This is a genomic window from Megamonas hypermegale, assembly GCF_900187035.1.
Classification (GTDB): Bacteria; Bacillota; Negativicutes; order Selenomonadales; family Selenomonadaceae; genus Megamonas; species Megamonas hypermegale.
This window is the reverse complement of sequence record NZ_LT906446.1, coordinates 1,480,581-1,496,242: the sequence shown is the minus strand read 5'-3', so window position 1 is coordinate 1,496,242 and position 15,662 is coordinate 1,480,581. Positions and strand designations below refer to the sequence as shown.

9 protein-coding genes and 10 tRNA genes are annotated in these 15,662 nt (G+C 34.1%); 12 read left to right on the top strand and 7 right to left on the bottom strand.

What is annotated here, in order from left to right:
• The 4 genes from CKV65_RS07100 to CKV65_RS07085 form a co-directional block, all read right to left on the bottom strand.
• Nucleotides 1–450, bottom strand: coding sequence for an Hsp20/alpha crystallin family protein (locus CKV65_RS07100; RefSeq protein WP_027889391.1), 450 nt, complete (start codon nt 448–450; stop codon nt 1–3).
• Between the two features lie 61 nt (nt 451–511).
• Complete coding sequence (locus CKV65_RS07095; RefSeq protein ID WP_027889392.1) at nt 512–973, bottom strand: Hsp20/alpha crystallin family protein; 462 nt, start codon at nt 971–973, stop codon at nt 512–514.
• Nucleotides 974–1,037: 64 nt separating this feature from the next.
• Nucleotides 1,038–1,517, bottom strand: a complete 480-nt coding sequence (locus CKV65_RS07090; RefSeq protein WP_027889393.1) for an Hsp20/alpha crystallin family protein — start codon at nt 1,515–1,517, stop codon at nt 1,038–1,040.
• A gap of 353 nt (nt 1,518–1,870) precedes the next feature.
• Nucleotides 1,871–2,602, bottom strand: a complete 732-nt coding sequence (locus CKV65_RS07085) for a putative quinol monooxygenase (protein WP_027889394.1) — start codon at nt 2,600–2,602, stop codon at nt 1,871–1,873.
• Nucleotides 2,603–3,068: 466 nt separating this feature from the next.
• Here CKV65_RS07085 and CKV65_RS10990 point away from each other — a divergent pair, with 466 nt between their 5' ends.
• A complete protein-coding gene (locus tag CKV65_RS10990; RefSeq protein ID WP_051177560.1) occupies nt 3,069–5,924 on the top strand; it encodes an autotransporter domain-containing protein in 2,856 nt (951 codons plus the stop codon).
• A 41-nt stretch (nt 5,925–5,965) separates the two neighbouring features.
• Here the strand turns inward: CKV65_RS10990 and CKV65_RS07075 are convergent, their stop codons facing one another.
• Nucleotides 5,966–10,189, bottom strand: coding sequence for a 2-hydroxyacyl-CoA dehydratase (locus tag CKV65_RS07075; protein WP_027889395.1), 4,224 nt, complete (start codon nt 10,187–10,189; stop codon nt 5,966–5,968).
• A 304-nt stretch (nt 10,190–10,493) separates the two neighbouring features.
• Between CKV65_RS07075 and CKV65_RS07070 the strand changes: the two genes are divergently transcribed.
• The 11 genes from CKV65_RS07070 to CKV65_RS07020 all read left to right on the top strand — a co-directional run bounded on the left by CKV65_RS07070 (nt 10,494) and on the right by CKV65_RS07020 (nt 15,368).
• Nucleotides 10,494–10,570 (top strand) — tRNA-Asp (locus tag CKV65_RS07070).
• Between the two features lies 1 nt (nt 10,571).
• A tRNA-Phe gene (locus tag CKV65_RS07065) sits at nt 10,572–10,647 on the top strand.
• 5 nt (nt 10,648–10,652) lie between these two features.
• A tRNA-Thr gene (locus CKV65_RS07060) sits at nt 10,653–10,728 on the top strand.
• 3 nt (nt 10,729–10,731) lie between these two features.
• Nucleotides 10,732–10,805, top strand: a tRNA-Gly gene (locus CKV65_RS07055).
• 86 nt (nt 10,806–10,891) lie between these two features.
• Nucleotides 10,892–10,980 (top strand) — tRNA-Leu (locus tag CKV65_RS07050).
• A 30-nt stretch (nt 10,981–11,010) separates the two neighbouring features.
• Nucleotides 11,011–11,096: transfer RNA gene (locus tag CKV65_RS07045), tRNA-Leu, on the top strand.
• Between the two features lie 23 nt (nt 11,097–11,119).
• A tRNA-Leu gene (locus CKV65_RS07040) sits at nt 11,120–11,205 on the top strand.
• 64 nt (nt 11,206–11,269) lie between these two features.
• Nucleotides 11,270–11,344, top strand: a tRNA-Glu gene (locus tag CKV65_RS07035).
• A 224-nt stretch (nt 11,345–11,568) separates the two neighbouring features.
• Nucleotides 11,569–12,765: an SAM-dependent methyltransferase gene (locus tag CKV65_RS07030; RefSeq protein ID WP_027889396.1), complete on the top strand. Its 1,197-nt coding sequence runs from the start codon at nt 11,569–11,571 to the stop codon at nt 12,763–12,765.
• A 159-nt stretch (nt 12,766–12,924) separates the two neighbouring features.
• Nucleotides 12,925–13,884 carry a biotin synthase BioB gene (gene bioB, locus CKV65_RS07025; RefSeq protein ID WP_027889397.1) on the top strand — a complete coding sequence of 320 codons (960 nt, stop codon included), beginning with the start codon at nt 12,925–12,927 and terminating at the stop codon, nt 13,882–13,884.
• Nucleotides 13,885–14,024: 140 nt separating this feature from the next.
• The gene (locus tag CKV65_RS07020; RefSeq protein ID WP_027889398.1) at nt 14,025–15,368 is read left to right on the top strand and encodes an anaerobic C4-dicarboxylate transporter; all 1,344 of its coding nucleotides are present in this window, start codon (nt 14,025–14,027) and stop codon (nt 15,366–15,368) included.
• A 120-nt stretch (nt 15,369–15,488) separates the two neighbouring features.
• On the opposite strand, the gene CKV65_RS07015 is transcribed toward CKV65_RS07020, so the two are convergent.
• Together CKV65_RS07015 and CKV65_RS07010 are read right to left on the bottom strand one after the other, a co-directional pair.
• Nucleotides 15,489–15,573: transfer RNA gene (locus tag CKV65_RS07015), tRNA-Tyr, on the bottom strand.
• Nucleotides 15,574–15,581: 8 nt separating this feature from the next.
• Nucleotides 15,582–15,659: transfer RNA gene (locus CKV65_RS07010), tRNA-Arg, on the bottom strand.
• Nucleotides 15,660–15,662 lie beyond the last annotated feature (3 nt).

The following is a 15,662-nucleotide window of genomic DNA, read 5'->3' as shown; positions in this document are numbered from 1 at the left end:
TCAGTCAATAGTGATTTGACTGGAGGAGGTTATAGTGGTCTTTGGTAAGAGAATTTTAAGAACGCCGTCAGTATATTCAGCTTTAGCATTAGCTTTATCTATCTGACCTACATAAAAGCTTCTCTGCATTGTGCCATAATAACGTTCTTTGCAAATATAATTTTGCTGTTCATCACTATTATCAGTTTCTTTATTCATAACAGCTTTGATAGTTAAATAATCGTTTTGGTAATCAAGCTGGATATCTTCTTTTTTAGTTCCAGGAAGTTCGGCAGTAAGTTCATAACTATCGCCGTTATCTTTTACATCAACTTTAAATGTGTTCATATTCTGCATTGGTGCAAAAGCATTCTGGAAAAATGGTTCATTAAACATATCAAAAACAGATGGAAATTTATTTTCTTCTTTATTCATAGGATTATTAAACATGAAAGGAACTAAACCAAACATAAGGCAAACCTCCAATATATTTAAAACGAGAAATAAATTTTAATTTGTGTATCAAGAAAAATCAATCAACATTGATAGTAGTTGCTGTTTCTTTCTTTGTAGCTTTAGGCAATGTAACAGTTAAAACGCCATCTTTATAAGAAGCTTTGATATTGTCGCTGTCGATATCGCCGATATAGAAGCTACGTTGCATTTCGCCATAATAACGTTCACGGCGTAAATATTTAGCAGTTTCTTTTGCAGTGTCATCAGATTTTTCTTCTTTATCTACAGTAGTTTTTATAGTCAAATAATCTTTATCATAATTTAAGGAAATATTTTCTTTTTTGATGCCAGGAAGTTCAGCAGTCAGTTCATAAGCAGAACCTAAATCTTTAACATCTACTTTAAAGGAATTAGCGCTCTGTACTGGAGCAAAAGCATTCTGGAAAAATGGTTCATCAAAAATATCGAAAATAGAATTAATTTTATTGTCTTCTTTATTAGCAGGATTATTAAAATTGAATGGAACTAAACCAAACATAGAGCAAACCTCCAATATATTTAACAGATTTAAAAATCAAAAAGTCAAAGTGAATTTATAAAAATTAATCAACAGTAATAGTTTTAGCTGTTTGTTCTTCAGTTACTTTAGGCAATGTAACAGTTAAGATACCATCTTTGTAAGCAGCTTTGATATTGGCTTCATTGATGTCATCAATATAGAAGCTACGTTGCATTTCACCATAATAACGTTCACGGCGTAAATATTTTTCAGGTTGTTTTTTATCAGTTGCATTTTCTTCGCCTTGAGCTTCGGCAGGTTTTTCATCTTTTTTATCTACAACTGTTTTTATAGTCAAATAACCTTTATCATAATTTAAGGAAATATTTTCTTTTTTAATACCAGGGAGTTCAGCAGTGAGTTCATAAGCAGAACCTAAATCTTTAACATCAACTTTGAAAGATTTTGTAGCTGAAAGTGGTAACAATGTATTATGGAAAAATGGTTCATCAAAGATATTGAATAAACTGTTGAAATCATCGTCTTTAGAAATATTTTTTGCAAATGGAACTAAACCAAACATAAAGCAAACCTCCATTTTATAACAACCATTAAAGTCAAAAAGTCAAATTTGATTTTAAGAAAAACGAACTCATTAAATTTTTAAGTTCGCATTTGTTATTATTAAAAATTTATCTGTAAGAACTTATCTAAGAGCTCTCTTCGTAAGCCCTTATCGTTCTTACAAGTATTATTATACTCGAATTAGTCAAAAAGTCAATAATTATTTTTGACTTTTTGACATTTTTTATAAAAATTTTTTTATCATGGAAAATAAAGGCTTTTAACCATTAATTTATTTAAAAACTCCCGCTAGAAGATATTAATAAGAACGGGAGTTTTTAGTATAAGAAAGTTTTAAAGAAAGATATAAATTTATTGAGGCTTATTAGAAAGTGTTATATCAGTTGGCAAATATTCAATATGAATTTTTGAATTTATCATATAGCGTGTGAGTCGTTCATAATTTATATATTCAGGTGAATTTATGAAATCAGCATGAGTTGTTGCATCTTTGTAGACTTCTAAAATGTGCAGTATATTGGGATTTTCTTTTTCACTTGTTGCCATTATAGCTAAGATATCAGGATTTTTTTGTATGGAAGTTTTTACAAGTTCAGTTAAATCTTTTTTAAAATCAGCGAGTGCTTCAGGGCGAACTTCTATTTTTGTTGTGATGATATAATTGCCAGTGCCTTGCTCTTGTGTTTCCATCACAACTGGATTTACTTCCATGATGCGAAGTTCTTCAAGAATGGTAGCTCTAGCTATTTGATATTGTTTAAATCCTTCGCTTGAGCGATGAATTTGATAGGCATTTTCATCTTTGTATATTTCTAATAGGCGCTGTATATTAGGATTGTTTTTATCAATACCGCCGTAGATAATATAAGTACCATCTTCTTTGGCAGAATAGGGAGCAACGTGTTTAGCTGCCATATTTTGCATATTTTTCATTTCTCCATCTGTGGAGCGCAGTATTGCCCAATGAATGAGTGGTTGACTGCCATCTGGATTAACAATGGCTTTGGCATCGGTATGTAAGGGAGATAAAAGCAATAAGGAACTAAGGGCGAGGCTAGAGAAAATTTTAAAGCTTAATTTCATTTTAAAGACTCCTTTATATAGATTTTTATGAGTTCATTATAAAATTTCAGATGAATTGTTGTCTAATACTTAAGTTTTATTTTTAAAAATGCCTGCGATGTATTTCTTAGAATATATTGATTTAGAGTTTGCTTAAAAGGATACAATAGAATGGAAGCAGTAGATAGTTTAAATAAATAAAAAATAATTTGTTGACAAATGTTTTTGTGTAATAAAATAGATTTTTGTCTAATATAATAGAACAAAATAAAATATTTTTTAAAAAAAATATAAAACAAATATTGCGGAATTGTTTTGATTTTACAATAAAATATTCGATAAATAATGATTTACAAGTTAATATATGTTATAATGAAAACATACATAAATTGTTATTAAAAACAATAAATGTCCGTTATGAAAGATATTGTGAAGTTTATTAATGTTTGTACTTACAAAGAGATTTTTTATATAGGAGGAAATTTTTATGCAAAAAACTAAACGTTCTAAAATTTTAGTAAGTTTATTAACTGGAAGTATAATTTTTAGTGGTTTAATGGTAACACCATCAGATGCTTATGCACAACTTATGATTAATGGCGGAACCGGTGGCAATGGCGGTGATGGCGGCATTTACGCTAAAGTAGGTAAAGATGGAGAAGCTGCTGGAGTTAGCGGAAATGAACAAGAAAGCAGTTATAATATCGGTAAAGGTGAAGAACCAGACGGCATGAACGGCGGAGCCGGCGGTAAAGGTGGCGATTTGGATTATGAGATAGATACATCATCAATATCAAATTCTGATTATGTTTTAATATTAGGTGGTTTTGGAGGAGATGGTGGAGGTGATGGTACTTCCCAAAATCCAGATTTAAACGGTCTTGGTGGTAAAGGTGGAGATGGCGGAAATCTTAATGTAACTACTGATAATAATTTTTTATGGTGCGATAATTTTGAAATTAGAGGTGGATATGCTGGAGAAGATTTTTATTCTAATCGTAACAAAGTAAGTGATGGAGGGGATGGTGGTTCTGTTAATTTTATAACTCATGGAAGTTTAAGAGCAGAAAAAACACTCCTTATTTCAACAGGAATGTTTGTACCGTCAATATTTTTACCTGGATTTGTAACTACTGGTGGTAATGGTGGTAATGTTAGTTTTCATGGTAATAATATAACAGCTCCTAGTATTTCATTAAATCGATATGGTGATTCTAAATTAAATTTTTATACGTATATGTTAAATGTTAACACAGGTACAATTCTTGGTCTTAATAATACAATAGCTGCTAACAAAGAAACACCAGATGAGGGTGTTTATATTGATACAGTAATGTTAGAAAATGATGATTTAGTTGTATCTTCAAATAATGGTGAAGCGTATATTGATAATTTACATTTAATAGGTAATGGTAATTTAGATGATGCAAATAATGCATTAACATTAGGACATTTATCTATATCAGGCGGTATGATTAACGATACTAACTGGAATGGAATTATCGAACATCAATATAATGATTCTAATGTTTATATGGGACAAAATGGTATAACTTTTGGCATTAATCAGGATAAAGATTTAAATCGTAATATTATAGAAGAAAGATCCACTATTTTACCCGGTAATAAAACTCCTTATAGTTTAACAAAAACAGGTTCAGGTATATTAACTTTAAACGGTACGGCGGATTATTCCGGTATGACCATAGTTCGTGAAGGTAAATTGAATGTTGGAAATAATACACTTGCAAATTCGGCAGGATTGGCTTTATATGGCGGGGCAACTTTTGATCATGGAACAGCTGATGTAAATTGGGATGGAAAACAATTATTAGTAGATGGTTCTAATAATCTTACTGCTAATTATATAGGTGATTTATCTGCTCAAAATAGTGATTTGTATTTTATTTCAAGCGTTAGTCCGACTGAACCATTACTTTCTGTTGATGGTAATGTAAATATCAGTAATAGTAAATATAACGTAGGCTTATCAGGCGGTACACAAATTGCTGATGGTACTAAATTGACACTTATTCAATCAAATGGTACGCTTACTGCAGATAATATTACAAAAGGCGAAGGCTTTGATGGTGTAATTAATATAGGTTCAACGATTGAAGCAGATATTACGAATGCTGTTCAGGTCAGTGAAGACGGTGAAAATTTGGTAATTGGTGAACAGGAACCGACAGATCCAGAAAATCCGCCAGTTGATCCAGATCAGCCAACAGATCCGGATAATCCACCGGTTGATCCAGATCAGCCGACAGATCCGGATAACCCACCAATTGACCCAGACCAGCCGATAGATCCAGATAATCCGTCAGTTGATCCGGACCAGCCAATAGATCCGGATAATCCAGGTAGTGGCGGTAGTATAGTGGTTGATGTTTCTGGTAGTAGAGCAAAATCTGAAAGTAAAATGTTGTCGGAAGGTTTTTTAGGTGGATTAGCATTTAATTTACAAGGTGCAGATTTAATTGCAGATAGAGGAATTAATTCTGCTATTGATGTAACAAATAATGAAAATAGTGCAATTTTTGCACAGATTTCACGTGGTTCTATTGACTACGAAACTGGTTCTAGTGTTGATATGGATGGTACTAATATGTTATTAGGTACAGCATGGAAACGTGGAACAGAAACGACGATGGGAATATTTGCTGAATATGGTGATGGTTCATATGATACCAAGAATAATTTTAATGGAATAGAAATGCATGGTAGTGGAGATACTTCGTATTTTGGTGGTGGCTTATTGGCTCGTAGAGATTTTTCAGGAACAGATGCTGGTCACTATTATTTAGAAGGTAGTATGCGTTTAGGTCGTACAGATAATGAATATACAAATTCTTATTTGCATGATAGTTTAGGCCGTATAGCTCATTATGATATTGACGGAATGTATTATGGTATGCATGTTGGTGCTGGATATTTGCGTCAAATTGATGAACACAGAACATTAGATATGTATGGAAAACTTTTGTGGACACGTCAAGAAGGAGATACGACGATGCTTTCTACAGGCGAAAAACTTAATTTTAGTGATATTGATTCTTGGCGTTGGCGCATGGGTGCTCGTTTTAATTATAATGACGGTGCTAAAGTTGGCTATTATGCAGGATTGGCATGGGAGCATGAATTTGATGGTGAAGCAAGTGCTTCTGTAAATAATTTTGTTATCGATAAGCCAAGTTTAAAAGGTGATAGTGGTATTGTTGAAATTGGATTAAATTATAGACCGTCTATTGATAATCCATGGATACTTAATTTAAATGTACAGAATTATTTTGGCGCACGTGATGGTTGGCGCGGTGGCGTAGAAGCAACATATATGTTCTAAAATAAAAGAACTCTCGACTGTGTAGTCGAGAGTTTCTTTTTTTAAATAGCACTGTTATTTTGTTCAGCTATTTTTTCTTTTGCTACGGAGAGCATTAATTTTATGCGATTTAATTGGTTTACTTCACTGATACCAGCATCACAGTCAATAGCAACGATATTTACATCATCATTTGTGCGCATGAGTTCACGTATCATGCCTTTACCAGTTATATGGTTTGGCAAGCAACCAAATGGTTGTAAACAGATGATATTTTTTACGCCTTCTTGAATGAGTTTTGCCATTTCACCAGTTAAGAACCAACCTTCACCAGCCATATTGCCTAAAGATGCATGTGGTTTAGTGAGTTGTGCAATTTGTTTAATAGTATATGGTGGGCTAAAGCGTTTGCTAGAGCGAAGAGCTTTGCGCATTGGTTTGCGGAAGAATTCCAATACTTTGATGAAGATTTCAGATTTAGCTCTATCAATCCATTTACCGTCGAGCATTTTATATTTAATGATATCATCAAATGCCATGTACATTAAAAAGTCCATTAAATCAGGTGTAACGACTTCAGCACCTTCATCAGCTAAGATTTTTTCTACATGGTTATTAGCTGTTGGATGATATTTTACGAGGATTTCGCCGACAATACCAACTCTTGGTTTTTTGATGTTTTCATCAAGTTCGAGATTATCAAATTCTTTAACAGCATTTTTTATATTATTGCTGAATTTAAAGTAATTGCCGTTGTCGAGTTCGTCCATGCAGATTTTGCGCCATTTGTTATAGAGCATATCAGCAGAACCAGGTACTTTTTCATATGGGCGAGTGCGATTAGCAAGGCGAATTAATAAGTCTGCATAAACAATGGATTTTACAATATCAATCCAAACTTCTGTTTTGATATGGAAATCGTCTGTTTCACGACCAACACAAGCGAATACAGGAACTTGGCTGAGTCCTGCGCTTTGTAATGCTTTGCGCATGAGATTTAAATAGTTAGTAGCACGGCAAGCACCGCAAGTTTGGAATAACATGATAGATGTGTTATTTACATCGTATTTACCAGATTTTAATGCTTTTAAGAGCTGACCGATAACAATGATAGCTGGATAACACATATCATTGTTTACATAGCGTAAACCTAAATCGACATCTTCTTGTGTAGGCATTTCTGGAATTACAATGCGCATGCCAGATTTTTTGCAAGCACGTTGAATGAAATCAAAATGTTTCGGTGACATCTGCGGAGCTAAAATTGTATGTTCACTTTGACATTCTTTAGAGAAGTATGCGCGCTGTTTTGGTGGTTCTAATTCATCAATTTGAGAGAAGCCATATTTCCAAGCAGCCATAAGAGAACGAATACGAATACGAGCAGCACCGAGATTGCTGACTTCATCGAGTTTTATCATGGTGTAGATATCGCCATGTTGTTCTAAGATTTCGCGAACTTGTCCAGTTGTGATAGCATCAAGACCGCAACCGAAAGAACTGAATTGGATTAATGTCATGTTTTCATGGCGAGCAACATAACTTGCTGCATGGTAAAGACGAGCATGGTAGCTCCACTGGTTAACGATATCGAGAGCATCTTCAGGACAATTGAGATGATATACAGAGTCTTCGGAAATGATAGCGATGCCATAGGACTGTATCATTTCTGGAATACCATGGTTGATTTCTGGGTCAACATGGTATGGTCTGCCAGCTAAGACAACGATTGGTTGTTTTTTAGCAGTAGCTTCAGCGATTGTTTTTTCGCCGAATTTGCGTACATCATCTTTATAGTGGTCAAGTTCAGCATATGCTTTTTCTACAGCATTTGCCAATTCTTTTTTAGATATATCAGTAAATGGTAACTGTTCTTGTAAACGTTTAATCATAGATTTTTTATCGTTTAATGGCAAGAATGGTTGTAAGAATTGAATATTTTTTTGACGTAAGATATCCATATTAGCACGGATATTTTCAGCATATGAAGCAACGATTGGACAGTTGTAATTGTTGTCAGATGCGTGAAGAGGGTCTTTTATATTATACGGAATACATGGATAGAATATAGTAGTAATACCTTTTTCAATTAAATCCATGATATGACCGTGTACGAGTTTGCCTGGATAGCAAAGTGAATCAGATGGAATGGTTGACATTCCTTTACAATATAATTGCGCTGAGGATTTACCGGATAAAACGACTTCAAAACCAAGTGCAGTGAAGAATGTAAACCAGAATGGGAAATCTTCATACATATTGAGTACACGTGGAATACCGATGCGACCACGCGTAGCATTAGTAAGTGGTTTATAATAATCGAATAAGCGATGGTATTTATACTGATAAATATTAGGAGCTTTTTCCTCTTTATCAATATGTTTACCAATACCGCGTTCACAGCGGTTGCCTGTATAATAGCGATTGCCATCTGGGAATATCTGCATTGTAATCAAGCAGCTATTACCGCAACCGTGGCAACGATAGGATTTTGTTTCCATTTTGAAATCGATTAAATCTTGTTTTGATAAAACGCTAGAAGTATTTTGTTTGCGTTCCATGCCTAATAAAGCGATACCGTAAGCACCCATTAAACCAGCGATATCTGGGCGAATTACATTTTTGTGAAGTAAAAGTTCCATAGAACGAAGTACTGCATCGTTATAGAAAGTACCACCTTGAACGACAATATTATCACCAAGTTCAGCTGTATCTTTTACTTGCATAACTTTAAATAAAGCATTTTTTATAACAGAAAGAGCAATACCAGCGGAAATATCACTGACGGAAGCGCCTTCTTTTTGTGCTTGTTTTACGCGAGAATTCATAAATACAGTGCAACGAGTACCTAAATCCACTGGATTTTTAGCAGATAAGCCTTTATTGGCGAAATCTTTGACAGACATGTTAAGTCCTTGAGCAAAGTTTTGAATAAAGGAACCGCAACCAGCAGAGCAAGCTTCGTTTAAGATGATTTGACCGATGTTACCATTTTTTACATAGAAACATTTCATATCTTGTCCGCCGATATCGAGAACGCAGGAAACGTCAGGACAAAATTCACGAGCAGCTCGTAAATGAGCAAAGGTTTCAACTTCACCAAAATCAGCATGAATTGCAGCTTTGACAATGTGTTCACCATAACCTGTTGTGCCAACAGAAGCTATGTATGTATCTTGTGGCATAACTTGATAGAAATCACGCATTCTATCTAATACGGTTTTGAGTGGTGAACCATTATTACTACCATAGGAAGAATAAAGAATTTCTTTATTTTGTCCAATCGCAACGAGTTTTGTTGTAGTGGAACCAGCATCAATACCGATATATAAAGGACCTTTATATTCATTTAGAGAAGCTTTTTTTACAATGTCTTTATTATGACGTTGTTTAAACTCTTCATATTCAGTTTCATCTTTAAATAAAGTAAACGGAACGATATTTGTTTCACGAGAAATTTTTTCGCATGTATTTAATCGGTTTATAATTTCATCATAAGTTAAGATAGCAACATCATCACTGAAAGCTGCACCCATAGCTACGAAATAACAACCATCATCTACATTGACGATATGTTCATCATCTAATTTTAATGTTTCGATAAAGCGCTTTTTGAGTTCAGTTAAGAAGTAAAGTGGACCACCTAAGAATGTTATCTTTCCTTCAAGTGGGCGACCTTGTGCTAAGTTACCTATGGTTTGATTTACTACTGCTTGAAAAATAGAAAGAGCAATATCTGGTTTAGAAGCTCCATCATTTAAAAGTGCTTGAACATCAGTTTTAGCAAAAACACCACAGCGAGAAGCTATAGTATAAATTTGCTTGCCTTTAGAAGCAAGTTCATTTAAACCCATAGCATCGGTATTTAAAAGAGAAGCCATATGGTCGATAAAAGAACCAGTACCGCCGGCACATACACCGTTCATGCGTTGTTCTGGTGCTGAACCGAAATATGTGATTTTAGCATCTTCACCACCAAGTTCTACAGCAACATCAGTTTGTGGTATCCATTGGCGTACAGCTTTAGAACAAGCGATTACTTCTTGAATGAATGGTATTTTTAAATTATTAGCCATGCCCATTCCAGCAGAACCAGTTATGGCACAGGAAAATTGATGCCCTTGGAGTATATTTGAGACGGCAACAATATTATCTTTCATAGATTTATAGATTTCTGAAAGATGACGCATGTATTTTTTGTAAATAACATTATTATCCTTGTCGAAAACTACTAATTTAATAGTAGTTGAACCGATATCTATCCCAAGTTTATATGAGATATTCAAAGTATAACACCACCTATAATTTTTTCTTGGTAAATATATTATTACAGAAAGGATTGAATCTACTATAATTGTTATTACGTATATGTATTATATCATAGAATAAAAATATGTACATAATGAACTGCATTCACTTTTTAGCAGATAAATAAATTTTTTATTTGGCTTGTATATATTATAGAAGGAAATTGAACGTTTAAATAAAAATGAAAAAAAGTTATAAAAAAGTGTTGACAAATGAATTTAAAAATAATATACTATAGAAGCTGGCTCGTGAGGCAGTCGCCTTACAGAAGAGTTAGTAAATGGCCCGGTAGTTTAGTTGGTTAGAATGCCGCCCTGTCACGGCGGAGGTCAGGGGTTCAAGTCCCCTTCGGGTCGCCATGCCTCGGTAGCTCAGTCGGTAGAGCAGGGGACTGAAAATCCCCGTGTCAGTGGTTCGATTCCGCTCTGAGGCACCATTTAAGCTGGTGTAGCTCAATTGGCAGAGCAGCTGACTTGTAATCAGCAGGTTGGGGGTTCGATTCCTCTCGCCAGCTCCATATGCGGGTGTAGCTCAATGGTAGAGCCCTAGCCTTCCAAGCTAGTTACGTGAGTTCGATTCTCATCACCCGCTCCAAAAAAACTTAAAAATTTTTCTTGACAAAAGAAACTTAATATGATAAAATATTAAACGTTCTGATGAAGAGAAAAAGAACATAATGTGCCGGGGTGGCGGAACTGGCAGACGCACAGGACTTAAAATCCTGCGGTTAGTGATAACCGTACCGGTTCGATTCCGGTCCTCGGCACCATTTTTATACCATCATTTGCCTTATTGTTTTGCGGTCGTGGCGAAACGGCAGACGCGCTAGCTTCAGGCGCTAGTGGGAGAAATCCTGTGGTGGTTCAAATCCACTCGGCCGCACCAAGAAACAAGAAAAGATAATATATGCGGTTGTGGCGGAATTGGCAGACGCGCTACTTTGAGGGGGTAGTGATCTCTGGTCGTATGGGTTCAAGTCCCATCAACCGCACCATCAAAATCAACTGATATTTTATATCAGCTTTTTTTATGCTTTAAATACAATTTAATATAAATATGGCGCGTTGGTCAAGTGGTTAAGACACCGCCCTTTCACGGCGGCTTCATGGGTTCGAATCCCATACGCGTCACCAATATCAACTCAATTAGAGTTTTTATATAGATTAAAAATGCTTTTTAAAGTTTGGGTATATATCCAGATTTTAAAAAGCATTTTTTATTTATTTGACATTAAAATAAGATAGGTATAATATATAATAAAAGTTAAATAGTTAAGTATTTATCCACAAATTTTTAACATATTTATTTAATGTAGAGTTTATTTACAAATACCAGCAGATTTTTAGGAGGAGCTAATATGTTAGAAAAATTAAAAGAAAAAGCAGAACGCATAGCTGAAGAAAAAGCTATGGTATCATTTTTAAAACGATTTGACGAAAATCCTTTTCTTGTTAAATTTCAGGATGATGAATATTTAATTGGTGAAGGTGAACCGACTTTTGTCGTTGATATAAAAAAACCGATACCGGTATCTGAGCTTATGAAAAGTACATCTCTAGCTCTTGGTGAAGCTTATATGGATAAAAATTTGACGATTGAAGGAGATTTATACAATGCCTTAGTTCATTTTTTAGGACAAATGGGTAAATTTTCTACTGATGAACATTTACTTAGTAAATTACTTCATCCATCCCTTTCTAAGAAAACACAGGCTAAAGAAGTACAGAGTCATTATGATATAGGTAATGATTTTTATAAATTATGGCTCGATAAAACTATGAGTTATTCTTGTGCATATTTTAAAAATGAAGACGATAGTTTATATCAAGCACAAGTAAATAAAGTTGATTACATTTTAGAAAAATTGCATTTAGAAGAAGGTATGACACTTCTTGATATTGGTTGTGGATGGGGATTTTTACTCATTGAAGCTGCTAAAAAATATAAAATTAAAGGCATGGGTATTACTTTAAGCCATGAACAGTATGCAGAATTCAGCAGAAGAATAAAAGAACAGCATTTGGAAGATTATTTGACTGTTGAATTAATGGATTACCGTGATTTACCAAAAACAGGTAAAAAATTCGACCGCGTAGTAAGCGTTGGTATGGTAGAACACGTTGGTCGTGAAAATTATAAGTTATTCAATGATAGTGTAAAAGCTGTATTGAAAAAAGGCGGTTTATTCCTCTTACATTATATTAGCCAATTAAATGAAGATAGTGGTAATGGTTGGATGCAAAAATACATTTTCCCAGGTGGAGAATTACCAAGCTTGCGTGAAATGGTTAATATAATGGCAGATGAAGACTTCCATATTTTAGATATTGAAAACTTGCGCAGACATTATAATAAAACATTGCTTTGCTGGGATAAAAATTTCCATGAACATTTAGATGAAGTTAGACAAATGTTCGATGAAAGATTTATCCGTATGTGGGATTTATATTTAGCAGGTTGTGCAGCAGCTTTCTATACTGGTGTTATTGAAGTACATCAAATTTTAGTAACAAATGGCGTTAACAATGATTTACCTATCGTAAGATGGTACTGATAAGAAGATAAAAAGAGATATAATCACAGTGAGTATCAGCTAATTTGATGCTTACTGTGATTTTTTTATTATTAATGTTAACTGTTAAAATATTAATGGTTGACATAATTTTGATATCGTGTTTTAATAAATTTTAATGAAATAGTTGAAGGTGATAGTATGGATTATATGGAAGAGTTAAGAAATAAAATTTATGCTGGTTATGAAATCAATAAAACGGAAGCTATGTTACTTGTAAAAATGCCTCTTGATGAATTATCACAAATAGCTGATGAAATGAGAAAATATTTTTGTGGCAATAAATTTGATATATGTACCATTATTAATGGCAAAAGTGGTCGTTGTAGTGAAAATTGTAAATACTGCGCTCAATCAGCACATTATAAAACGAAGGTTGAGGAATATCCTTTATTAGATACACAACCAATATTAGATGAAGCGGAATATAATTATAATAAAGGCGTAATGCGTTATTCTGTTGTTACTTCTGGGCGCGCTTTAAGTGATGCGGAAGTTGATAAATTAGTAGATACGATGAAGCAGGTACATGCAAAATGTCCGATAAAATTATGTGTTTCAGGTGGTTTATTAAACGAAATGCAGTTTAAAAAATTACATGAAGCAGGAGTAGAACGTGTGCATAATAATTTAGAAAGCTCGCGAAATCATTTTCCTGATGTTTGTACAACACATAAATTTGATGATAAAATTAATGCTATTAAAGCGGCTCAAAGGGTAGGTATGAGTGTTTGCAGTGGCGGTATCATGGGCATAGGTGAAACTATGGAAGATAGAATAGATATGGCATTAGAGTTGCGTGATTTGGGTGTTAATTCTGTACCGATTAATATTTTAAATCCTATTGCAGGCACACCATATGAACATAATAAGCGCTTATCTGATGAAGAAATTCAGCGAATTGTGGCTATTTATAGATTTATTTTGCCAAAAGCATTTATCAGACTTGCTGGCGGTAGAGGGCTTTTAGCAGACAAAGGCATGAAATGTTTCCAATCAGGAGCTAATGCCGCAATTTCTGGTGATATGCTTACTACAAGCGGTATATCCATTGATACAGATATGCAAATGATAAAACAACTTGGCTTTAAATTAAGCTAAAATTTATTAGAATAATTAATATATAAAGCGGTATATACCGCTTTATATATTATATTGTACAATAAATTATTTTTATGTTATAATAAAGTAATTTTATATGAGCCGATGGGGTTTAATATATAATTTTAGGGGGAAGTTATATGGAAATTTTAGGTTTTATAGTACTCATTGCATGTCTTGTCGTCGGCGTGCGTTTTGGTGGCTTAGGGTTAGCAGCTGTATCTGGTATTGGATTGACATTTTTTGTATTTGTTGTTGGATTAGTACCAGGTAAACCACCTATTGATGTAATGCTTACAATCATGGCAGTTGTTACTTGTTCAGGCTTTTTACAGGCATCAAAAGGGTTAGATGTAATGCTTAAATATGCTGAAAAATTATTGCGTAAAAATCCAAAACAAATAACGGTGCTTGCACCAATTACTACATGGTTTTTAACAGTCCTTTGCGGAACAGGTCATGTTGTTTATACGATGTTTCCTATTATATATGATATTGCTATTAAGCAAAATATTAGACCAGAACGACCAATGGCAGTAGCATCAGTTGCTTCACAAATGGGGATTTGTGCATCTCCTGCTTCTGTAGCAGTTGTATCTATGGTAGCAATGCTTTCTGGTACTAGTCATCCATTAGGAGTTGTGCAAATTTTAATGATATCTATTCCAGCAACTTTTTGTGGTGTTTTGGTAGCAGGGTTATGGAGTTTAAAAAGAGGTAAGGATTTAGCAAAAGATGAAGTTTTTCAGGCTAAAATAAAAGACCCAGAACAGAGAGCTTATATTTATGAAGAACGCTCAGAAAATAATAGTAATATGAAATTGCCTACTAGTGCATATAAAGCTACATTTATCTTTTTATTAGGTATTGTTGTAATTGCTTTGTTTGGTAGTTTTCCAAAAGAATTATTACCACTCGTGCCAAATGCAAAAGGTGCATGGGTTCCACTTTCTATGACACCAACAATTCAACTTTGTATGTTGGTTATTGCTGCAATTATTTTACTTGTTTGTAAAGTTAAAGTTAATGATGTTACAAATGGTTCTGTTTTTAAATCAGGTATGGTAGCTGTTGTTTCAGTATATGGTGTAGCTTGGATGGCAGAAACATATTTTGGTGCATACTTACCACAGTTTAAAGAAACATTAGGTCAAATTGTTATTGATTATCCTTGGACTTATGCTATCGTTTTATTTATAATATCTAAATTAGTAAATTCTCAAGCAGCCGCTTTAGCTATTGTAGTACCTATGGCATTGAGTGTAGGTGTTGACCCACTTATTATTATTTCTTTTATTTCTGCTTGCTATGGCTATTTCTTTTTACCAACATATCCATCAGACTTGGCTTGTATCGGTTTTGACCGTTCAGGAACAACAAGAATTGGCAAGTTTGTAATAAATCATAGTTTTATTATTCCTGGTTTTATTGGTATCACAGTTGGTTGTTGTGTAGGTTATGTAATAACACATATTTTATATTAGTAAATAAAAATAAAGGCGTGGAAATATTTCCACGCCTTTTGTATATGTTTAAAATCTATATAAAATTTGTTCAGCACACAAAAAAACCTTTGAAATAAATCAAAGGTTTAATCTACAAAATGGTGGGCAGGGATGGATTCGAACCATCGTAGCCTACGGCGACGGATTTACAGTCCGTTCCCTTTAACCACTCGGGCACCTACCCATTTTAAATGGTGACCCTGGCAGGACTCGAACCTGCGACCTTTTGATTCGTAGTCAAACACTCTAATCCAGCTGAGCTACAGGGCCGTT

What these genes read in the sequence shown, in the direction of transcription:
- CKV65_RS07100 (WP_027889391.1), bottom strand. Translation starts at nt 450, where the DNA reads ATGTTTGGTTTAGTTCCTTTCATGTTTAATAATCCTATGAATAAAGAA.
- CKV65_RS07095 (WP_027889392.1), bottom strand. Translation starts at nt 973, where the DNA reads ATGTTTGGTTTAGTTCCATTCAATTTTAATAATCCTGCTAATAAAGAA.
- CKV65_RS07090 (WP_027889393.1), bottom strand. Translation starts at nt 1,517, where the DNA reads ATGTTTGGTTTAGTTCCATTTGCAAAAAATATTTCTAAAGACGATGAT.
- CKV65_RS07085 (WP_027889394.1), bottom strand. Translation starts at nt 2,602, where the DNA reads ATGAAATTAAGCTTTAAAATTTTCTCTAGCCTCGCCCTTAGTTCCTTA.
- CKV65_RS10990 (WP_051177560.1), top strand. Translation starts at nt 3,069, where the DNA reads ATGCAAAAAACTAAACGTTCTAAAATTTTAGTAAGTTTATTAACTGGA.
- CKV65_RS07030 (WP_027889396.1), top strand. Translation starts at nt 11,569, where the DNA reads ATGTTAGAAAAATTAAAAGAAAAAGCAGAACGCATAGCTGAAGAAAAA.
- bioB (WP_027889397.1), top strand. Translation starts at nt 12,925, where the DNA reads ATGGATTATATGGAAGAGTTAAGAAATAAAATTTATGCTGGTTATGAA.
- CKV65_RS07020 (WP_027889398.1), top strand. Translation starts at nt 14,025, where the DNA reads ATGGAAATTTTAGGTTTTATAGTACTCATTGCATGTCTTGTCGTCGGC.